Source organism: Aeromonas sp. QDB20 (assembly GCF_027707805.1).
Lineage (GTDB): Bacteria > Pseudomonadota > Gammaproteobacteria > Enterobacterales > Aeromonadaceae > Aeromonas > Aeromonas dhakensis.
Genome location: NZ_JAPCJC010000002.1, coordinates 117378 through 138204 on the forward strand (window position 1 = coordinate 117378; position 20827 = coordinate 138204).

The window sequence follows — 20827 nt, forward strand, 5'->3', positions numbered from 1 at the left end:
CGGCGCATAACCATCGATAGGAAGTGAGATGCTAGATCCCAAAGTACTGGTTGCGCTCGATTATCAGCACGAGGCCGATGCCTTCGCCTTCATTGAACGTATCTCCCCGGCCCAGTGCCGTCTCAAGGTAGGCAAGGAGATGTTTACCCTGTTTGGCCCCCAGTTCGTGCGTCAGCTGGTTGCCAAGGGGTTCGATGTCTTTCTGGATCTGAAGTTTCACGACATTCCCAACACAGTCGCCAAAGCGGTCGCCGCCAGTGCCGAACTCGGCGTCTGGATGGTGAACGTGCACGCCAGCGGTGGCGAGCGGATGATGCGGGCCGCCAAGGAGGCGCTGCTGCCTTATGGCGACAAGGCGCCGCTGCTCATCGGGGTGACCGTGCTGACCAGCATGGAGCAGTCCGACATGGCGCCGCTGGGTCTTGATGTGACGCCGGCCGAGCAGGTGATCCGGTTGGCCAAATTGACCAAAGACGCGGGGCTGGACGGGGTGGTCTGCTCCGCCAACGAAGCGCACGAGCTCAAGGCGCTGCTCGGTGACGAGTTCAAACTGGTGACGCCGGGGATCCGCCCCACCGGTTCGGCTGCCGGGGATCAGCGCCGGGTCATGACGCCGCTGGCGGCGGTGGAGGCGGGTGCCGACTATCTGGTGATTGGCCGCCCCATCACCCAGGCGGCCGATCCTGCCGCCATGCTGGCCGGCATCAACGCGGAGCTGGCGGGTCGCTGATAAAGAGAATGCCGGCCCGATGGGGTCGGCATTGCATCCGGTGCTGGCTCACTCCTTGACGGCGTGGGGGCGCAAGGTGACCGGCAGCAGGCCGAGCAACAGGCCGGCGCCCGAGCCAATCAGATGTGATTCAATGTGTACCCTGGCCCCGATGAGGGCGGACACCGGACTTTCCCCCGCACTGTAGAAATCCACCCCAAGCTTGATCGCTACCCCTGCCAGCATCAACCAGCCGGAGTGACGGCGATAGCGGATATCCTGCAGCGCGCCCCACACGAACAGGCCGTGCAACGCTCCCGACAGCCCCATGTACCACTGGGTCTGCGGACACCACCACCAGATGCCGAGCCCGACGGCGCTCCCCAGCAACAGCAGCAGCAGCGGCAGGCGACAGCCTGTCAGGTATTCGCGAAACAGGCTGTAGAGCACGCACAGCCCGCTCAGGTTGAGCAACAGGTGCCACAGATTGGTGTGGGCCAGATTGCCTGTTATGATGCGCCACCCTTCACCCTGGGCTATCAGGGTGCGATCGAAGGAGAGCTGGTGATTCGGCACGGTGAAAAAGAGCAGCAAACTGGCGAGTGAAAGCGTGATGACCCAGAGCAATCCTGATTTTTCTGACAACATGAAACAGTCCGACGACAACAAGAGTCGATACTGTACACGTTGCACCAGAGCCCTCAAAGCCTGTCTGTGCGATTATATTCGGCCGGTTTCACCCCATGCGCCCCTGCACATCCTGCAGCATCCGGGGGAGGTGGGTCATCCCAAGGGGACTGCCGTCCTCTTGGCCGCCTCGCTGGCGCAGGCCCGTCTGCATGTGGGTGAACAGGTGGCCGATCTCCCCGAGCTGGCGGCCTTGTTGGCCGATCCCGCGCTGCAGTGTTATCTGCTGTGGCCGGATGAGGAGGCCATCACCCTTGCCGAGGTGCGAGAACGGGAGACGGCCGAGCCGGCTCGCCGAGTCTGTTTTCTGCTGCTCGATGGCACCTGGCGCAAGGCCTACCGGATGCTGCACAGCAACCCCGAGTTGCAGCAGTTGCCGCGAATTGGGCTGGATGCCGTCGCGGGACAGTACTCCATTCGCAAGAAGCCGTTTCCAGAGGCGCTGTCGACCCTGGAAGCGGGCTACCATCTGTTGTCCCAGTGGGAGGGCGCACCGGATCGCTTCGCCCCGCTGATGACTCTTTTTACCCATTTGAACCGGCAGTGGCATGATTTTGCCCAGGGCCGACGCAGTTGAACTGCCCAGAGGAGTGACATACGTGAAAAAAGCCGTCGTGGTATTCAGTGGTGGTCAGGACAGTACCACCTGCCTGGTCCAGGCCTTGTCCCGTTATGACGAGGTGCACGCCATCACCTTCGATTATGGCCAGCGCCATAGTGAAGAGATCGAGACGGCGCGCCGTCTGGCCAGCCGGCTCGGCATCGCCGCCCACAAGGTGATGGACGTGACCATGCTGGGGGAGCTTGCCATCTCGGCCCTGACCCGGGACGAGATCCCGGTGAGCTTCGAGCTGCAGGAGAACGGCCTGCCCAATACCTTCGTGCCGGGCCGCAACATCCTGTTTTTGACCCTGGCCGCCATCTACGCCTATCAGGTGGGTGCCGAGGCGGTGATCACCGGGGTGTGTGAGACGGATTTCTCCGGTTACCCCGATTGCCGCGACGAGTTCGTCAAGGCGCTCAATCAGGCCGTCTCGCTGGGGCTGGATCGCGGCATTCGTTTCGAGACGCCGCTGATGTGGCTCGACAAGGCCGAGACCTGGGCACTGGCGGATCACTACGGCCACCTCGATACCGTGCGCCAGCAAACGCTCACCTGCTACAACGGCATTGCCGGCGATGGTTGCGGCGCCTGTCCGGCCTGCGATTTGCGCAGCCGCGGCCTGCAGCAGTACCTGGCCGACAAGGCGGGCGTGATGGCGCGTCTGCACCAAAAAACCGGGCTCGGTGAGAAAAGCGGATGCTGAGCCTGCGTCTCGGCCATGCTTGGGGTATAATCCGCGACTTTTGCAACCAGCCGTGACCAAGATGCACTACCCAATCAACGAGATATTCCAGACCATCCAGGGGGAGGGGGTCTTCACCGGCCTGCCCGCCATTTTCGTTCGCCTGCAGGGTTGCCCGGTGGGATGCCCCTGGTGCGATACCCGTCATACCTGGGTGGTCGATCCTGCTCGTGAAGTGGGCGTGCAGGCGGTGCTCGACTGCTCCAACGAATCCGATGGCTGGAGCAAGATGAGCACGGAGCAGATCCTGGCCAGCTTCCAGCAACTTGGCTATCAGGCGCGTCACGTGGTGATCACCGGAGGCGAACCCTGCCTCTATGACCTCCAGGAGCTCTCTACCACCCTCATTGCGGCAGGCTATCAGGTGCAGATTGAAACCAGTGGTACCAGCGAGATCAAGACCCATGAGCAGACCTGGGTCACCGTATCCCCCAAGATCAATATGAAGGGTGGGTTGCCGGTGCTGGTCTCGGCCCTCGAGCGAGCCAACGAGATCAAGCATCCGGTGGCCACCGAGCGCCACGTGGAGGAGCTGGATGCGCTGCTGGCCACCGCTCGTCTGCGCGACGACGTGGTGATTGCACTGCAACCCATCAGCCAGAAACCCAGGGCGACCCAGCTGGCCATGGCAACCTGCATTGCCCGCAATTGGCGGCTCTCCATCCAGACCCACAAATATCTGGATATCGATTGAAATGGAGTGGTTGTCCGACGAGCGGGTCTTGCTGTCGCTGGCCAACAAGATGCCGTACGGCAAATATCGGGGGCGCCGCATCATCGATATTCCGGAGCCTTATCTGGTGTGGCTGGCCCGTACCGGTTTCCCGGCCGGATCACTTGGTCAAACGCTGGCGCTTGCCTATGAAATCAAGCTCAACGGGCTGGAATCCATGATTGTTCCCATTATTAACAGGATGTCGGTATGAGGATATATACGAGGCAGGGCGACAAGGGCATGACTCGGCTGGCCGATGGTGTGCAACTGGCCAAAGACGATATGCGGGTGGAAACCTATGGCTATATCGATGAATTAAATTCTCATATAGGTCTTCTTATTGCCGAGGTGCCCTCAGCGGAAACCGGATTATTGGCAGACCTGTTATTGCTGCAACAGGAATTGTTCGATCTTGGCGGGGAGCTGGCATTTTCCAGTGACGCTCAGGAGGCAGCCATCTGGCAGGTGAATAACGAGTGGACCCTGCGGCTGGAACAACAGATCGATGCCTACAGCGCCAATTTACCGCTGCTGCGCAATTTCATTCTGCCCAGCGGCTCCCGGGCGGCGGCGCAAGCCCATGTGGTGCGCACCCTGACCCGGCGCTGCGAGCGTCTGCTGCTGACTTTGGGCCGCAGCGAGCAGCTCAACCCGGCCATTCTGCCCTACATGAACCGGCTGAGTGACTGGTTCTTCACCATTGCCCGCTACCTGCTGGCCTGTACCGCGACGCCCGAAGTGCTCTGGGTCAAGGCGGCAGAGCGGGGCTGACGGCAGGCCGCAGGCAATAAAAAACCTCGCAAGGCGAGGTTTTTTATTGGGCCAATGCTGTTTTATCAGATGGCAAAGTCTTCGACGGATTTACCTTCGGCGACCGCCTTGGCAATCACGGACGGCATGCGACCCTGACCGGTCCAGGTTTTTTCCACGCCGTTGTCCATATAGCGATATTTGGCCGGACGAGGGGCACGTTTGCTCTTGGTCGCCTTGGCCGGTTCGGCTGCGACTGTGCCAACCAGTTCAGCAGGATCAATACCGGCGGCTTTCAGCATTTCGGCATATTCATTAATTTTGCGCTGATGTTCTTCACGAGCCTGACGCTCGGCGGCTTCATCCTGCTGGCGTTCGCCGACAATCGCGGAGAGCTTTTCCAAGCCTTCTTCCAATTGTTCCAGCGTCAGCTCACGGCAAGCGGCGCGCAGGCTACGGATATTCAGCAGTACTTTCAAAAATTCGTTCATAGTGTTCACCACGCGAGCAAAAGAGTGAATTAAATAAAAATAGTTATTTTGGCTAATTTATACGGCCGTTCGGGATTAAGTCAAGCGAGTCGAATTAATAAATTCATGCCTGGAATTAAGTAATGCAATTGAATTCAGGCCCGATTCAGCAATATTGGCCAGTGGCATACTCGACTGAGTTCCAAGTAGGTGAAAATAGCGACAAAATCATAATGTTTGCACCATTTGACTACCTCTTTGCCCTTTTGATCTTGCTTGTTTGGGGATTTAATCAAAAAACTTGCTATAACGTGTCGGCACGATAAAATGTGCCTCGAATACCTTTAAGTAGAGGCGCGCTGCCTATGACTACTTGTGCGGAGGGTGATGCCGATGATGCACAAGGAAAGGAGTCAGCGCCGAAGTGGCCAGGCCATCATACCGGGCTGCTGGTTCTGCATCTAATAGGTGCAGGACTGCCATAGTCATCCACTATGGAGCGCTACCTGAAGGGGCTGAGGAGTATTACCTCCCCATGGGTTTTGTTTCTTTATCCTCTCGGTAGATCTCCACCTGCTGTCTTTAGGTGCAAAGAGATCATGGACATCGTTCACTACGCCGACTCCGGTTGGTCAATCATTCCCCCTCTGCTGGCCGTCGCACTGGCGATCCTCACCCGCCGTGTGCTGCTGTCGCTTGGCGTCGGTATCGTTACCGGCAGCCTGCTGCTGAACCAGTTTTCCCCCCTCGATTCCCTGCATTACATGTTGAACACAGTGCTCAAGATCTTCTGGGTCGACGGAGCGCTCAACCGTGACAACATCAATATGCTGCTGTTCATGCTGCTGCTGGGTGGCCTTATCAGCCTGATGAGTGTCTCCGGTGCGACCCGGGCGTTTGCCGAGTGGGCCGCCAAGCGTGCCAGGACCCGCAAGGGGGCCAAGGCGCTCACCGGCATGATGGTGTTTGCCTTCTTCATCGATGACTTCTTCCACAGCCTGTCGGTAGGGGCCATCTGCCGTCCGGTCACCGATCGGTTCCAGATCTCCCGCGCCAAGCTGGCCTACTTGCTGGACTCCACCGCGGCGCCGGTCTGCGTGCTGATGCCCATCTCCTCCTGGGGGGCTTACATCATCGCCCTGGTGGGCGGCATCATGACGGCTCACGGCATCACCGGGCAGAGCCCCATCTCCGCCTTCGTCGAGATGATCCCGATGAACCTCTATGCGGTGTTCACCCTCATCATGGTGCTGGTGGTGATCGCGTTTCAGCTCGATATCGGTCCGATGCGCCAGCACGAGCAGTGGGCGCTGGAAGGCAAGCTGTGGGATGAGTCCAAAGGCCGCCCCATCGGTCTGGACATGGAGAGCCCGGAGGAGAGCAACGGGGGCATGATCGATATGGTGCTGCCGATCCTGACCCTGACCGCGGCCACCGTCTACTTCATGATCGACTCCGGCGCCACCGTGCTGGCCGCCAATGGCGAGCCGTTCAGCGTCCTTGGCTCGTTCGAGAATACCAACGTGGGTTCCTCCCTGGTCTACGGTGCCCTGTGCAGTCTGGTGGTCTCCATCGGTCTGGCCATGCGTCTGAAGCTCGGTGCCAAGAACTGGCTCAAGGCCGCGCCGCAAGGGGTGATGGCCATGCTGCCGGCCATCAACATCCTGCTGTTTGCCTGGACCATTGGTGCCGTGGTACGCGATGTGGAGACCGGCAAGTACCTGGCCTCCCTGGCCAACGGCAATCTGCCGGTGGAAGTGCTGCCGGCCGTGGTGTTCGTGCTCTCCTGCGCCATGGCGTTTGCCACCGGCACCAGCTGGGGCACCTTCGGCATCATGCTGCCGCTGGCGGGTGACATGGCGGCGGCCAGCGATGCGGCCCTGATGTTGCCGATGCTGGCCGCCGTGCTGGCGGGGTCGGTGTTCGGGGATCACAGCTCGCCCATCTCCAGCACCAGTATTCTGTCGGCTACCGGTGCCGGTTGCCATCACATCGATCACGTGATGACCCAGCTGCCCTATGCCCTGGCCATCGCCTTTGGCGCCGCCCTCGGTTATCTGGTTATGGGACTGATGCACTCTGTGCTGGCGGGCTTCAGCGTCAGCGCCCTCTGGTTCGTCATCTTCTCCAGCTACCATTTGCGCAAGGCAAGGTCCCAGGCGGACCTGGCTGTTGCTTAAAACGTACAAGGGGCCGCAAGGCCCCTTGGTTTTGTTGGGGGCTTTGGTTAGCATGCGCCCCATAAATTCAGTTTCGGAACAGTATCATGGCTTCACTGCACTACAAGTTTGCCACCATGAATTCAGGCAAATCGACCCAGCTCATTCAGGCGCACTTCAACTATCTGGAGCGGGGCATGCATCCCTTGGCCATGACACCCGCCATCGACGACCGCTTCGGGGTCGGGGTGATCAGTGCCCGGGTGGGGCTGGAGCTGAAAGTCGAAGTGTTCAGAGAGCGCTGTGATCTGTTCGAGATGGTGAAAGCCCGTCATGCCGAGAAGCGTATCGATGTGTTTATCGTCGATGAGGCCCAGTTCCTGACCAGGGAGCAGGTCTATCAGCTGGCCCGTATCGTCGACGAGCAGGACATTCCGGTGATCGCCTACGGCCTCAAGACCGATTTTCGCGGCGAGCTGTTTCCCGGCTCCTATCACCTGCTCTGCCTGGCCGACAAATTCGAGGAGCTGAAAAGCATCTGCTGGTGCGGCAACAAGGCGCACATGAACTCCCGGGTCAATGAAGCAGGCCAGGTGATGCGAGATGGCGAGCAGGTGGAGATCGGCGGCAACGATCGCTATGTCTCCCTGTGCCGCAAGCACTACCTGGAAGGGCGGGCTTTCAAATAACCCGCGGCTGATGGGGATAACATGAACAAGCAAGGCGCCAATCTGGCGCCTTGCTTGTTTCTAAGGGGTCAATCTATCTCGATATCGACCGGGGCAATGATGGGATCGGCCACCGGCAGGCGGTGGAACAGCTGGCGAAAGTGCTGCTGCACCCGGCCAATATCCACCAGCGACATGCCGGAGGCGAAGCCGAACCAGACGTAGAGGCCGGTGAGATCGCGAAACATGGGGGGCAGATAACGGGGTGCACTGATGAGCCCCTCCAGGTAGTGTTGATAGAGCACCGGGATGTCGTCCAGGGTCACCTTGCCGACAAACAGCATGGGCAGGATCTCGGGGACTCCCTCCAGCACGGCGCTGCGGATGAAGTTGACCGTCTCCACATAACCTTTCACATAGGAGAGATCCTTGGTGAAGCAGGCGCCTCCCTCGACCATGCCGCCGCGAAAGACCCGCTGGGTGATCTTGTAGGCATCGTGCTCGCTGGCACCCTGATCGACGAAATGGCGGAACACCTCGATGAAGTCGGCGCCGCGCTCCGCCATGTCGATGGCCATCACCCGATCCGAGATGCGCTTGGCCCTGTCCGGAAAGGAGCTGAAGGTGAGTGTCTCTATCAGTACCGCCAGCCCCTCCTGGCAGGCGGTGATGCGCGGCGAGCCGGCACTGAGCCAGGTGGCATAGGGTTGCTGGCGCCCGTTGAGGGTGGTGCCCACGTGTACCCAGCCCTCGTGGACCTCCAGCACCTGCAGATCCAGCTCGGAGAAGCGGGCGTGGGAGTTGAGCTTGATGTAATCGCCGCCGGCCGCGGCATCTGAGACGATGCCATCGCTCAGCTTGACCTGCACTGTGCCGTCACTGAAGTAGTTCGACAGCTTGCTCTGCAACCTGGCCACCGCCGCTTCCCCCTCGAACTCCTTGGGGTAGGGGCGCACCAGGTGGCGGGCGCCGGGCAGGGAGAAGATGTCGCACAGCCTGGCCCCCAGCTCCTTGAGGGTCTTGCGATCGCCGCGCAGGTGATCGCCGGCCGAGCCGTAGAGCAGCCGGCTGTAGCGCAGAAAGTCCGGTTGCCCGCGCTGGCGCAGCATCTCGATGACCACCATGTATTGATCCACCGTCTCCTGCAGGATGCGGCCAAGCTCATCCTGGGGACCGAGCCGGCGCCGGATCCTGTCCCGCAGCTCCTTGAGCTCCAGGTACTTGTTGCGGGGATCGAAGCCGAGGGGAAGGCCATCATAGAAGGCCTTGTCGACGGCCGGCAGCGTGCGCCCTCCGCTGGCCAGAAAGTCGGCCTGCAGGTGACGGGGCCACTTGATGGCATCCAGAATGCGGATGGGCTTTTGCAGGATCAAGAGTTCATCCGAGAGGGATTTCAGATGCAGACGGTACTTTTCTTGGATGGTCATTTAGCCCCCTGTGGGGCGAGTGTGGCGCTGGAATGGGCTGAGTATATGCAGGCTGCTTGCCAAAAAGAAGCGAGGGCCGTGCTTATCCGGCCAGTGCGCTTTTGGTTGCCGGAAAATTGGTTTAGACTGCGCCCCTTGATCCCAATTGTGTCGTGGAAATGATGAATATCCCCAGCTCCGAAATGATAATGCGTTGGTTGCAGCAGGCTCGTATCGAGCACTATGTCTGTGATCAGTGCCATGGTATCCACATCGTCTCCCTGCAGTCCGTCGAGGGCATCCAGGAGAGCCGGATCTTCGTTGAAGAGGAAGGGGTGCTGTTTTCATCCGAGCTGGAGGTGCGTCCCTCCGCCTTGCTGCCGCTGGTGGCCGAGCTGGGTCGCCTCAACATGCAGTACCCGTCGCTCAAAGTGTTCCTCGACATCATCGATGACAACCTGCCGCGGCTGGTGGTGGGGCATACCGTCTTTACCAAGGCGGGGCTCAGCGTCGAGCAGTTCCTGCTGTTTGTGGAAAGCACCATAGCCGCGACCCATGAAGTTGTCTCCGAATGCGAGCGGTTGGGCTTCCTGAATCTGCCGGAAATCCAGGTTGCGCCGGAGTCTGTGCACTGATTTGTGCGTTAAATGTGCGAACGGTTCGTCTGATGCAAAAAGCCGTTGACGCCGGCGGGGCTTTCCCCTAAATTACGCCCCGTTCCAGCGCAACAGCGCAGCGAACATCGTGCTGGCTGAGCACGTTAAACAACAGACCAAAATTTGGTGAGGTGACCGAGAGGCTGCCCACCGACGAAGTCGGCAAGATGCACGCGCAGCGTGCTCCGAAAGCCACTTCAAGAAGTAAAAATTTGGTGAGGTGTCCGAGTGGCTGAAGGAGCACGCCTGGAAAGTGTGTATACGGCAACGTATCGAGGGTTCGAATCCCTCCCTCACCGCCAAATTTTAAAGAACCGACCTGATGGTCGGTTTTTTTGCTTTGGGGAAGAATTATCAGCTCATGTCGAAGAGGGAGGGTGAGAACCCTCGTCGGGTTCGAGCAGAGCAGCTTGCTGCGATGAACGGCCGCAGGCCGCCCGGAAGGGGTGAGCCATGCAGTGGCGAATCATCCCTCACGGCCAAATAAAACAAAAGGCCCCGTCGCAAGACGGGGCCTTTTGTTTTATCCGGTGACGGGCGGCTCGGTTCGGGCCCTGGTTCGACAGGTGGGCAGGATAGCCCGCCTGGACGGCCAGAGGCCGCCCGCAGGGCGAGCGTCAGGGATGGCGCGAGTCAATCCCGACCCATCCTCAGATGTTAAAACCGATCCGATGGTCGGTTTTTTGTTTTGCGTGATAGCTTGTCGCCTCCCGCTGTCTTCACAGTTTCTCCATCATCCATAACCAGGTTGTATCGACGGGCAGCCGGCCCCCGATGTTTCCTATTGTCAACGTACAGCTCAGTTGCCATCACCCCCGTGCGGATCATCAGGTTGAAATAAGTTCTGACTTGCGCAATGCATTGCGGGATTTTTAGTTTCTTATTCTGTATGTGCAACTTTGTCTGGATGAATATATTGAATGCGCAACTTGTTGCGTTATTGCGATGATGGCTTGATTGGTAATTGATTCAACCTATTGTTTTAAAACAATAAAATGAACTGGCATGGTCACTGCTAACGGATTCGGTCGAGTGTCATTACCGTTCAACCAATCAGGAGCAATTCCATGCCAACTCCATGTTACATCAGCATCGAAGGTAAAACTCAGGGCAACATCACCGCCGGTGCCTTCACTTCCGATTCCGTCGGCAACATCTTCGTGCAGGGCCACGAAGACGAGATGCTGGTACAAGAGTTCCAGCACGTCGTCACCGTACCGACCGATCCGCAATCCGGTCAGCCTGCTGGTCAGCGTGTCCACAAGCCGTTCAAATTCACCGTTGCGCTGAACAAGGCCGTGCCGCTGATGTACAACGCGCTGGCTTCCGGCGAGATGCTGCCGAAAGTGACCCTGAAGTGGTACCGCACCTCCGTCGAGGGCAAGCAGGAGCACTTCTTCTCTACCGTGCTGACCGACGCCACCATCGTCGACATCGACTGCCAGATGCCACACTGCCAGGATCCGGCGAAGTCTGACTTCACCCAGCTGATCCAGGTCTCCATGGCCTATCGCAAGATCGATTGGGAGCACACCGTTGCCGGTACCTCCGGTGCGGACGACTGGCGCGCGCCGATCGAAGCGTAATTCTCAGTCAAAGGGCACTGCTTGCGGTGCCCTTTTGCCGTTTCTGGCATTTCCCGCTCCGTTTCAATACACGCGTTTTTTCTTTTGCCCGTTTGCCTGAGGTGAGGGGGCACAAGAAAAAATCCGAGTTTACGTCTTGCCGCACGCCGTCAAGGGCGTGCGGTAGCCATGGTGTCAGAAAAACCGGGGCGAAGGCGGATCTCTCACACGGCTTGAAGTGCCCCGCCTGATGGGGCTGCACGATATCTCAGGGGCGAGCAACGATGGCAGACAGCACAGGATTACAATTTACCGTCAAGGTGGGGGCTCTGCCCGAAAACACCTTCGTGGTGGCCGAGTTTGCGCTTGATGAAGCGCTCAACCGGCCGTTCAACCTGCGCCTGGAGCTGGCAAGCGCCCAGCCCGACATCGACTTTGGCGCCGTGCTGGACCAGCCATGCGAGCTGCTGGTGTGGTACAACGGCGAGCTGCAGCGCCGGGTATGCGGGGTGGTCAGTGACTTTGCGCAAGGAGACAGCGGTTTTCGCCGTACCCGCTATCAGCTCATGGTACAGCCGGCGCTGTGGCGTCTGTCGCTTCGCCAGAACTCCCGCATCTTTCAGGCACAGAAACCCGATGAAATTCTCAGTATCCTCTTGCAAGAACACGGCATCACCGATTACGCCTTTGCGCTCAAGAACGAGCACGCCAAGCGGGAATACTGTGTCCAGTACCGGGAGAGCGACCTCGATTTCGTGAACCGCCTCGCCGCTGAAGAGGGGATGTTCTACTTCCACGAGTTTGAAGCGGGCAAACACCGCATCGTGTTTGCCGATGACGCAGCCGCCCTGACCGCTGGTCCCGAGCTCTTCTTCAACCTCGGCAACCGTTCCCTCGAGCAGGGCCCCTATGTGCGGCAGTTCCACTACCGGGAGGCGGTACGCCCCTCGGATGTGGAGCTCAAAGATTACAGCTTCAAGACCCCGGCTTATGGCCTCTCCCACAAGAAAGTGGGGGCTGAGCTGACTCACCAGCGCGATACCTATCAGCACTTCGACTACCCGGGTCGCTACAAGCAGGATGGCAGCGGCAAGGCCTTTGCCCAGCACCGCTTGGATGCGCTGCGCAACGATGCGGTGGCGGGCCAGGCTAAGTCCAACTGCGCGGCCTTGCAGCCGGGGCAGAGCTTCTCGCTGACCGAACACCCCAACGGCAGCCTCAACACCGACTGGCAAATCGTGCGTATCCAGCATACCGGCTTGCAGCCGCAGGCGCTGGAAGAGGAGGGGGGCAGCGGCCCGACTGTCTACCACAACGAATTCGGGGTGGTGAAAGCCAGCACCACTTGGCGGGCGCGTATCGGCAGCCCGGAGGCCCCCCACAAACCCATTGTGGATGGCCCGCAAATCGCCATGGTGGTGGGGCCCGATGGGGAGGAGATTTACTGCGACGAGCATGGCCGGGTGAAACTGCAATTCCCGTGGGACCGCTACGGCAGTTCCAACGACCAGAGCTCCTGCTGGGTGCGGGTGAGCCAGGGCTGGGCCGGCGGCCAGTACGGCATGATGGCCATCCCGCGCATCGGCCACGAGGTCATCGTCTCATTCCTGGAGGGGGACCCGGACCAGCCCATCGTGACGGGTCGCACCTATCACGCCACCAACCGCCCGCCCTACGAGCTGCCTGCCAACAAGACCCGCACCGTGCTGCGCACCGAGACCCACCAGGGTGAGGGCTTTAACGAGCTGCGTTTTGAAGACCAGGCCGGACAGGAAGAGATTTACATCCACGGTCAGAAAGATCTGAACGTGCTTATCGAGAACGACGCGGCCTGGCATATCAAGCACGACCAGCACACCGATATCGACAACGAGCGGGTGACTCGTATCAGAAAGGTGCCGGGTGAGCAGGGGGCTCCGCCCAGTCTTGGCAACGATCATCTGACCGTTGAAGGAGAGAAGCGGGATCATATCAAGGCTGACTATTCGCTGACGGTGGATGCCTCCATGCACCAAAAACTGGGTGATAGCTGGCTAACCCAGGCGGGGCAAGAGGTGCACGTCAAGGCCGGTGCCAAGGTGGTGCTGGAAGCCGGCTCTGAAATTACCGTCAAGGTCGGCGGCTGCTTTATCAAGGTCGATGGCGGTGGTGTGACCCTGGTGGGGCCCACCATCAAGATGAACTCGGGTGGCAATGCAGGCTCTGGATCCGGTTGGGCTGGCAAGGTACCCAAGAGTATTGAGGGTATGTTGGATAGCCCTCACACGCGCTGGATGAAGTTCTATCACCTCGACTCCGAGCTGATGCCGCTGGCGGGCACTCCCTACAAGGCCGTATTGAGCGATGGGTCGGTGCGGGAAGGCACGCTGGATGGTGATGGCATGGCGCTGCTCGAGGATGTGCCTGCTGGCACCGCTTCAGTGACCTATGACCTGCAGGACAATTTTGTCGATCTGCCCCGTGAATCCATCTCGGCCCTCACCGGCCATCTCGACAGTCTGAGCGACGAGGGCTGATATGTTCGGTAACGATCTGTTTGAGCAGCTCTATGACCACCTGGATCAGGCTGTTTCCGGTGGGGCTGCCTATGTCAAACAAAGTGCTGAGGCCGTCAAAAAAGGGATTGCCTCCAGCCTGCAGTGGATCTGGGAGGCCCTGCAGGGGGATTTCAACCCCAATCAAAGCGCAGGACAGATCGCCGCCAATGCGGTGCTGGGTCTAATTCCCGTAGTTGACCAGGTGCTGGATTGTCGCGATCTGATTGCCAATGCCCGGGATATTTCCCGTGATCCCAAGCAGCCGGATAAGTGGGTTTTCTTAAGCTTTACCCTGATAGGGCTGATCCCGTCGCTGGGTTCAGCCCTCAAGGGGGTGTTGAAAATCATCTTCCTGTTTGTCCGCAAGGCGGGTGGGGATGCCACCAAGGCGATCAGACCTGCAATGGCGCCCGTGCTGACGTTTCTCAGTGATCCCAAGGTCAAGAAAGTGCTGGGTATCTCGCGCCTCGACAAAGTGCTAAAAGAATTTGCCGGTCAGATCCGTGGGTTGAGGGGACAGATTGCGGTCAGTGTGTTGCTGGGTTATCTGAACGATGCCGTCAAGTCGCTGACCAGCTTGATCGGCAAGATAAAGGGATTGGCTCCTGCTTCAGTCAGGATCTGGCTTGAGCAATCCCAGCGTCTGGTGTTGCAGATGCAGTCACAGGCGGGTCAGATGCTGCCTGTCGCCATGGGGCCCGTGCTCAAGTCCCTCGATGAGATAGCCGCTGGGTTGGAGAAAGAGGCGGTCAAGCATGCCCCTGGTTACAAGGCCATGCCCGGTGGTACCGTTATCCACCCGCTGCCGGATGATGTGGTCAAAGTGGAGCTCAAGATCCTGAGCCGCTCGAAGAAAGGGATTTATGGCGAGATCATCAGCGACAATTGGATGGCAAATCACAAGTTCGAGAACCTGTTGCCAGAACATCGCCGGGTACGTAGCCTGAATGACAAGCCCAGAGGGCGGGGCATCGATGGTATCTACAAGAACACCAATCCTCCGCCTCCCTACGTGGTGACCGAGACCAAGTTTCGGACGGCAGGGGGGGAGTATATCGATGGGGATGGCACCAAGAGCACCCAGTTGTTGTCGATGACCAAGGGGTCGGGCAAGCAGATGAGCAATTTGTGGATAGAAAGGCGATTACCGGATGAAATAGCAGATAAAAAGCTATTGGCGGATATCAGAAAACAAAAATATGAATCTTGGTTGATGATCGTCGATGAGTCTGGTGAGGTGATTCAGATCACCAAGTTGAATAAGAATGCCGATGCTATCGGTACTATCCCGGTCAAGTAGGAGTAGAGAATGAGTTCGTTTATTGAGCAGCGTCGAGATCCACTATTATCTGAGGATTTCTTCTTGGTTCAGCTAGAAGACTACAAAGAATCGCTCTATTTTGACCAGGAGTGGTGGAGTTGGATAAATGATCCTCACCATGAACGCTGGAGTGACCCAGCAGGATTGCCTACTCGCTCTGGTGCCAGTGCGGGCATGTTTATGGATAATCTTGAACATCTGATCTTGCTTTATTCTGGCGGAGTCTCTCATGAAGAGGTTATTGCTCAGCTAGGCATCGTCACTAAAGAGTTTTTACGCCATAAAAAAGAGTTTCCAGATGAACAGTTTTATTACTGGGAGCAAGATGCTTATCAATATCTGCTCTGGATGCTCTCATTAAGCATCCTCTATGGCCAGGATGAGATATTGCCCGAGTTGGTGCGTTATATCAGTAAGAATCCGGAAGGGGACGACGACCCGTTGTGGAGCGTACTGTTGGCCCGCCTGGGTTATCCTGGCTTCCCTCGAGGTCCAGAATCCTATATTCCAGAGGTGTACCGCCCGCTATTTGATGCCATCAAGGGAGATGGTGTGAATCCCACCAAGGTTGAGCGTCAGGCGAGCATCAAGCAATATCTCAAAGGATGGTACAAGGGGTGTAAAGAGTGCTATTGGCACGACAGGCACAAGGCAAAGCATGCCATCTACTTTGGCTATTGGGCTTTTGAAGCGGCGCTGGTCACCCTGCTTTATGAGCTGGATGACAGCAGCTATCGAGACATGCGCTATTACCCCAAGGATCTGGTCGATTATGCCAGAGCCAATGGTATTGCAGAGAAATGGCAGGCATTGCGAGTAGCCCAACATCCTATTGCCATGCCGGGTTCCGTGGTGGAGCAGGATGGCAACTGGCGCTGCAACCTGACCGATGAGCAGTGGCAGCTTCGCAAAGGGCAGAGCTTACCTTCCCAAACCCATGTCAACAAGGATGACATGTTGTTCTGGGTACAGGAGTAGTCCGCAGTGTATCGATCATGCATTGTCTGCGTGATCGATACATCGCGAACCGAACATCGTTTTGGTGCTGCCGTGGTATTGCTTGGCCCCTTTGGCTCTGTATGAAAAAATCGGGAAAGAAAGGTGAAGGCGATAAAAAAACTATTTCTGCTCCTATCCGTCATTATCTTGTCACCCCTGTTGATTCCCATGGTCTATGTCGAAAGACGAAGAAAGAAATGGCTCCTATCAATTTTACTATCTCCTCTGCCTGAAGAGATCAGAGTCGGCAGATTGAACGCGCTGATGAATACCCATACCGATGAGCTACAGGGTGGCATTGTGTCAGCACTTGTTGAATTCAACTCTGATGAGCATTGGGTGTGTCTCAATATTGACTGGCGAGACGTCGAGGAAGTTGAGTTGCAGGGCAACGCATTGGCGGATATTCATGGCTTGAAGGAGCACTTCATTTGCGCCGAACCGGGTGAGGATACATCGGTTTGGCGCCTGTTGGTGCTTTATGACTTATGGCTGCAAGCGCGAGAATATGAAGTCGTGCTTTGGGATATAGATGCAGATCAATATACAGGGTTTATTTGTCGAACGGATGTTCTCGATAAACTGTTAAACGAGGGGCGCAAGCTGGGTCTGCATCTGGTCAAGCTGGACCATGTGAACGAACAATAGCGCCTTGTATCAACCGAAAAAGCCCTATACCGGTATTTATTGAAACAGAGCCAACGTGAAATAGTAAATACAGAAAGTAGTTAGAAAATGTCATGTATGCAGTTCTCCCTCCCATCTTAATTAGTCGCAGATATCAATGATGACATACCGCACATTATGCTTGGTGCTGGCGAGCCATTGGCTGGCCGCTTGTACAACCACGACGTCACAGACGGAATCCGAACTCTTGCAAGCCGCACAACAAGGGCAGGGCAAGGCCCAATATGAATTGGCCAATCGTTTGGTGGCCAAGCCCGATTACCCGCAGGCGATGCGCTGGATGAAGCAGGCCGCCGATCAAGTCGGTCCGTTGGCGGCTGATGCCGGACTGCGGGGAAAGGCAGCCCTGCAAGTAGGGAGTTGGTATCAGGCAGGGTTGGGGGAACCAAAGAACCCTATGCTGGCCACGCAATGGTGGCAAAAATCAGCCAAGTTGGGCAATGCCGAAGCCAGCTATCAGTTGGGTCAGGATTGCCGGCAACGGCACAAGGACAAGCTGGTCAGTGAGTGCCTCGACTGGTTCGAGCAGGCAGCCAAGCGCGATCATGCGAATGCCCAGTTGGTTCTGGGGCAGTGGTATGCAGGTCAGGCTGGGGCCGATGAAGATGCCGTCAAGTGGCTGGAGAAGGCCGCGGAGCAGGGTAATCGCGATGCTCAATATCAGCTTGGTGCTCGCTATGAGCAAGGGAAAGGGGTGAGCAAGCGCTCCGATCTTGCTTTGCACTGGTATGAGAAAGCAGCCGCGCAGCAACAGCCGGATGCCTTGTTGGTGCTGGCCCGCAAGGCGCCTTCTGAAGAGGCATTCAGCCTTTATCTGCGAGCCGCCAATGCGGGCTCTGCACCGGCCCAGTTGTGGCTGGGGCAGGCCTATCTGGTCGGCAAACAGGTTCACCAGGATCTTGCACTTGGCCGCTATTGGCTGGAGCTGGCGGCAGGAAGTGGCTCCCATGAGGCCGAATATCAATTGAGCTTGCAGCAGAGTGGTGCCGCAGAACGAGAGTATTGGTTGACGCGTGCCGCAGAAGGGGGATTCAGTCAGGCTCAGTTTGCATTGGCTCAATGGCAGCAAGAGCAAGGGGACCTGGTGACCGCTCGCCACTATTTTGCACTGGCGGCAGCACAGGGCAATGTCAATGCGCGTTACGCCTATGGCGAGATGCTGCGGCTCGGGTTGGGTGGCAAGGAAGACTACCCGCAAGCACTCAAACAGTATCGGCTGGCGGCCAATGCCCGACACCGATTGGCCCAATATCGCATGGGGATCATGCGTGAACAGGGGTTGGGAGCTCCACGCAATAGAGTGCATTCTTATGCATGGTATCTGTTGGCGGCAACCGAGGGTAATCAAGAGTCAGCCAAAGCGCGTGATGAGCTGGAGAAAGGCATGACGGAAAAAGAGAAAAGTGTCGGACAGAAATTGGCGCAGCATTGGTTCTTGCAGCAATCTAGTCAGAATTATCATCAGCCTGGCTGATCAAATGTATTATTTTTTAGAGGGTTAGCGTTTTTCATGTGAGGTTGATACAACAGAACTCTTATTAACTTATTCATCTGTTAGTTGCGTAGATGAAAACAACCTTTATCATGTTTTCATGTATGAATAATTCTTTTCTTCTTTCTTGCGTCATAACCTGGCGCATTACTATCTTGACTCAATCAGTCAATAATTGACGCATAACAGCTGGAGTTTGGCGTGATGGGGTATGATAACAGTTGAAAGTTATAAGTTTGTTTTTTGTTAATATATCAATCCTCACCTTTCAAGATTTAAGTGATTACAATTAACCTATTGTTTTTGTTGGTTTTTTGTTTTTGTAATTTCTTTTTCACGGATATTTCATTGACGGTAGCTCATCTATAAATATACCATTAATTATAAATGGCATTTAAGCCAATATGACCTCTAACGATAGAGTAGAGGCACTTCGGGTTGTTATGAATAAACAAGTGGGTATTGTGCTTTTGATAATTAGAGCTGTTGCTCTTTTTGGTCGAACGCATATCTGTTGGCCAGTGGATTGGTCTCTTGCCAACCGGCAATAGCGTCAACTGTCATTTTTGACAGTTGTTGGCTAAACCACCGGCTATAAGCTTTTGGGTCTGGATAGACCCACAACTTGGTATTTAGAGCATGGGAAAAAATATTGATGGGGCCACTGTTGCACCCAAGGAACGTATTAATATCAAATATGTACCGTCGACCGGAGGTCAACAGGGAGAAGTAGAACTTCCCTTGACCATGATGGTGGTCGGCAACATGAAGGGGCGCACCGAAGACACCCCCATCGAGGAGCGTCAGACCGTCTCCATCGACAAGAATAATTTCTCTTCCGTCATGAAAGAATCTGCACTGGAACTGAATTTTTCCGTTCCCAATCGCCTGGAGGAAAACAGCCAGGACGAGTTGCCGGTTTCGATCAAGATCCAGTCTCTGGAAGACTTCACCCCTGACAGCGTGGCCCAGCAGGTGCCCGAGCTGCGCAAGCTGCTGGAGCTGCGTGAGGCCCTGGTTGCCTTGAAGGGGCCGCTCGGCAATATCCCCGCCTTCCGCAATCGTTTGCAGGAGCTGTTGTCCAGTGATGAAGCGCGTGAGCAACTGCTCAAAGAGCTGGATTTGATTAAACCTGCCGAGTGATCGCCGGGTTGGATTGATTGACGAGAAAAGGAAAAAACATGTCTTTGGTCGAAGAACAGGTTCAAGCGGGGGCGAGTGCCGCCTCCTCGTCCTTGCTGGACGAAATCATGGCGCAGGCTCGCATCACCCCGGTGGATGAGGGTTACAGTGTCGCCAAGCAGGGGGTAGCTGCCCTGATCGCCAACATCCTGGATAGCGGCACTGCCAGCAGTCCGGTCAACAAGGCCTTGGTGGACAGCATGATTGTCGAGCTCGACAAGAAGCTCGGCAAGCAGATGGACGTGATCCTGCATGCCAAGGAGCTGCAGGAGATGGAGTCCTCCTGGCGCTCCCTCAAGCTTTTGGTGGATCGCACCGATTTTCGCGAGAACATCAAGATCCAGGTGCTGCATGCCACCAAGGAAGAGCTGCTGGAAGATTTCGAGTTTTCACCCGAAATCACCCAGTCCGGTCTCTACAAACATGTTTATTCCAGCGGATATGGCCAGTTTGGTGGTCAGCCGGTGGGGGCCGTGATCGGTGATTACGCCTTCACCCACAGCTCTCCCGACATCAAGCTGATGCAGTATGTCAGCGCGGTAGGGGCCATGTCCCATGCCCCCTTCATCTCTTCCGTCGCACCCGCTTTCTTCGGGGTCGACAGCTTTACCGATCTGCCCTCCATCAAGGATCTCAAGTCAGTCTTCGAAGGTCCGGCCTACACCAAGTGGCGTGCGTTGCGTGAATCGGAAGATGCCCGCTATCTGGGACTGACCGCACCGCGCTTCCTGGCGCGTCTGCCCTACGATCCGACCGAGAACCCCATCAAGGGCTTCAACTATCAGGAAGATATCAGCTCGGATCACGACCACTATCTGTGGGGCAACACCGCCTATCTGATGGGCACCTCCCTGACCGACAGTTTCGCCAAGTATCGCTGGTGCCCGAACATCATAGGCCCGCAGAGTGGTGGTGCCATCCACGATCTGCCGGTACACGTATATGAAGCCATGGGTCAGCTGCAGGCGAAGATCCCGACCGAGGTGCTCATCACCGATCGTCGTGAATACGAGTTGTCGGAAGAGGGCTTCATCACCCTGACCATGCGCAAAGACAGCGACAACGCCGCCTTCTTCTCCGCCAACTCGGTGCAAAAACCCAAGGTATTCCCGAATACCAAGGAAGGCCGGGAGGCGGAAACCAACTACAAGCTGGGTACCCAGCTGCCCTACATGTTCATCATCAACCGCCTGGCGCACTACATCAAAGTGCTGCAGCGCGAGCAGATCGGCTCCTGGAAGGAGCGTCAGGATCTGGAGCGTGAGCTGAACAGCTGGATCCGGCAGTTTGTTGCAGACCAGGAAAACCCGCCGGCAGAGGTGCGCAGTCGCCGCCCGCTGCGTGCCGCCCAGATCAAGGTGCTGGACGTGGAAGGGGAGCCGGGCTGGTATCAGGTGGCCATGTCGGTGCGCCCGCACTTCAAGTACATGGGGGCGAGCTTCGAGCTCTCTCTGGTAGGTCGTCTGGACAAGGAATAA

Annotated in this window: 20 protein-coding genes, 1 tRNA gene, 1 other RNA gene and 1 riboswitch; of the genes, 19 read left to right on the forward strand and 3 right to left on the reverse strand. The window is 57.0% G+C overall.

What is annotated here, in order from left to right; all coding sequences use genetic code 11:
- The first annotated feature begins 28 nt into the window (after positions 1-28).
- The gene (gene pyrF, locus PG897_RS02425) at positions 29-730 is read left to right on the forward strand and encodes an orotidine-5'-phosphate decarboxylase (RefSeq protein WP_017785432.1); all 702 of its coding nucleotides are present in this window, start codon (positions 29-31) and stop codon (positions 728-730) included.
- 48 nt (positions 731-778) lie between these two features.
- On the opposite strand, the gene rrtA is transcribed toward pyrF, so the two are convergent.
- Positions 779-1357 carry a rhombosortase gene (gene rrtA, locus PG897_RS02430; RefSeq protein WP_172442662.1) on the reverse strand — a complete coding sequence of 193 codons (579 nt, stop codon included), beginning with the start codon at positions 1355-1357 and terminating at the stop codon, positions 779-781.
- Here rrtA and PG897_RS02435 point away from each other — a divergent pair.
- From PG897_RS02435 to PG897_RS02455, 5 genes are all read left to right on the forward strand, one after another.
- Entirely contained in the window at positions 1287-1973 is a 687-nt protein-coding gene (locus PG897_RS02435) for a tRNA-uridine aminocarboxypropyltransferase (protein ID WP_024942541.1), read from the forward strand. The two genes, rrtA and PG897_RS02435, sit on opposite strands and share 71 nt — an antisense overlap.
- Before the next feature lie 22 nt (positions 1974-1995).
- Complete coding sequence (gene queC / locus PG897_RS02440) at positions 1996-2703, forward strand: 7-cyano-7-deazaguanine synthase QueC (protein ID WP_024942540.1); 708 nt, start codon at positions 1996-1998, stop codon at positions 2701-2703.
- Between the two features lie 61 nt (positions 2704-2764).
- On the forward strand, positions 2765-3436 hold the full coding sequence (gene queE, locus PG897_RS02445) for a 7-carboxy-7-deazaguanine synthase QueE (RefSeq protein WP_024942539.1): 672 nt from the start codon (positions 2765-2767) through the stop codon (positions 3434-3436).
- Between the two features lies 1 nt (position 3437).
- Positions 3438-3668: a DUF3820 family protein gene (locus PG897_RS02450; RefSeq protein ID WP_005299948.1), complete on the forward strand. Its 231-nt coding sequence runs from the start codon at positions 3438-3440 to the stop codon at positions 3666-3668.
- Positions 3665-4228, forward strand: a complete 564-nt coding sequence (locus PG897_RS02455) for a cob(I)yrinic acid a,c-diamide adenosyltransferase (protein WP_017780004.1) — start codon at positions 3665-3667, stop codon at positions 4226-4228. The genes PG897_RS02450 and PG897_RS02455 overlap by 4 nt, the downstream gene beginning before the upstream one ends.
- 65 nt (positions 4229-4293) lie before the next feature.
- Here the strand turns inward: PG897_RS02455 and PG897_RS02460 are convergent, their stop codons facing one another.
- The gene (locus PG897_RS02460) at positions 4294-4698 is read right to left on the reverse strand and encodes an H-NS family histone-like protein (protein ID WP_005299952.1); all 405 of its coding nucleotides are present in this window, start codon (positions 4696-4698) and stop codon (positions 4294-4296) included.
- Positions 4699-5018: 320 nt separating this feature from the next.
- Positions 5019-5190, forward strand: a riboswitch (Lysine riboswitch).
- An 86-nt stretch (positions 5191-5276) separates the two neighbouring features.
- Between PG897_RS02460 and PG897_RS02465 the strand changes: the two genes are divergently transcribed.
- Together PG897_RS02465 and PG897_RS02470 are read left to right on the forward strand one after the other, a co-directional pair.
- Complete coding sequence (locus tag PG897_RS02465) at positions 5277-6857, forward strand: Na+/H+ antiporter NhaC family protein (protein ID WP_024942538.1); 1581 nt, start codon at positions 5277-5279, stop codon at positions 6855-6857.
- A gap of 86 nt (positions 6858-6943) precedes the next feature.
- Positions 6944-7525 (forward strand): thymidine kinase, encoded by a 582-nt coding sequence (locus tag PG897_RS02470; RefSeq protein WP_005299956.1) that lies wholly within the window; start codon positions 6944-6946, stop codon positions 7523-7525.
- Positions 7526-7593: 68 nt separating this feature from the next.
- On the opposite strand, the gene PG897_RS02475 is transcribed toward PG897_RS02470, so the two are convergent.
- Complete coding sequence (locus PG897_RS02475) at positions 7594-8931, reverse strand: flavohemoglobin expression-modulating QEGLA motif protein (protein WP_024942537.1); 1338 nt, start codon at positions 8929-8931, stop codon at positions 7594-7596.
- 158 nt (positions 8932-9089) lie between these two features.
- Between PG897_RS02475 and PG897_RS02480 the strand changes: the two genes are divergently transcribed.
- The 11 genes from PG897_RS02480 to tssC all read left to right on the forward strand — a co-directional run bounded on the left by PG897_RS02480 (position 9090) and on the right by tssC (position 20827).
- Positions 9090-9545, forward strand: a complete 456-nt coding sequence (locus tag PG897_RS02480; protein ID WP_005299960.1) for a YbjN domain-containing protein — start codon at positions 9090-9092, stop codon at positions 9543-9545.
- 235 nt (positions 9546-9780) lie between these two features.
- A tRNA-Ser gene (locus PG897_RS02485) sits at positions 9781-9868 on the forward strand.
- 55 nt (positions 9869-9923) lie between these two features.
- A non-coding RNA gene (locus PG897_RS02490) (RtT sRNA) lies at positions 9924-10052 on the forward strand.
- Positions 10053-10633: 581 nt separating this feature from the next.
- Positions 10634-11152, forward strand: a complete 519-nt coding sequence (gene hcp1 / locus PG897_RS02495) for a type VI secretion system effector Hcp1 (protein WP_010634242.1) — start codon at positions 10634-10636, stop codon at positions 11150-11152.
- Between the two features lie 263 nt (positions 11153-11415).
- Complete coding sequence (vgrG, locus tag PG897_RS02500) at positions 11416-13647, forward strand: type VI secretion system effector VgrG (RefSeq protein ID WP_201885049.1); 2232 nt, start codon at positions 11416-11418, stop codon at positions 13645-13647.
- Position 13648: 1 nt separating this feature from the next.
- Entirely contained in the window at positions 13649-14968 is a 1320-nt protein-coding gene (locus PG897_RS02505) for a type VI secretion system polymorphic nuclease effector (protein WP_201885048.1), read from the forward strand.
- Between the two features lie 9 nt (positions 14969-14977).
- Entirely contained in the window at positions 14978-15967 is a 990-nt protein-coding gene (locus PG897_RS02510) for a PoNi-like cognate immunity protein (protein ID WP_117404253.1), read from the forward strand.
- Positions 15968-16090: 123 nt separating this feature from the next.
- Positions 16091-16636, forward strand: a complete 546-nt coding sequence (locus PG897_RS02515; protein WP_117404255.1) for a DUF6630 family protein — start codon at positions 16091-16093, stop codon at positions 16634-16636.
- A gap of 136 nt (positions 16637-16772) precedes the next feature.
- Positions 16773-18149 carry a tetratricopeptide repeat protein gene (locus PG897_RS02520; RefSeq protein WP_201885047.1) on the forward strand — a complete coding sequence of 459 codons (1377 nt, stop codon included), beginning with the start codon at positions 16773-16775 and terminating at the stop codon, positions 18147-18149.
- A 657-nt stretch (positions 18150-18806) separates the two neighbouring features.
- A complete protein-coding gene (gene tssB / locus PG897_RS02525) occupies positions 18807-19310 on the forward strand; it encodes a type VI secretion system contractile sheath small subunit (protein WP_017764287.1) in 504 nt (167 codons plus the stop codon).
- Between the two features lie 38 nt (positions 19311-19348).
- Positions 19349-20827, forward strand: a complete 1479-nt coding sequence (tssC, locus tag PG897_RS02530) for a type VI secretion system contractile sheath large subunit (RefSeq protein WP_017764288.1) — start codon at positions 19349-19351, stop codon at positions 20825-20827.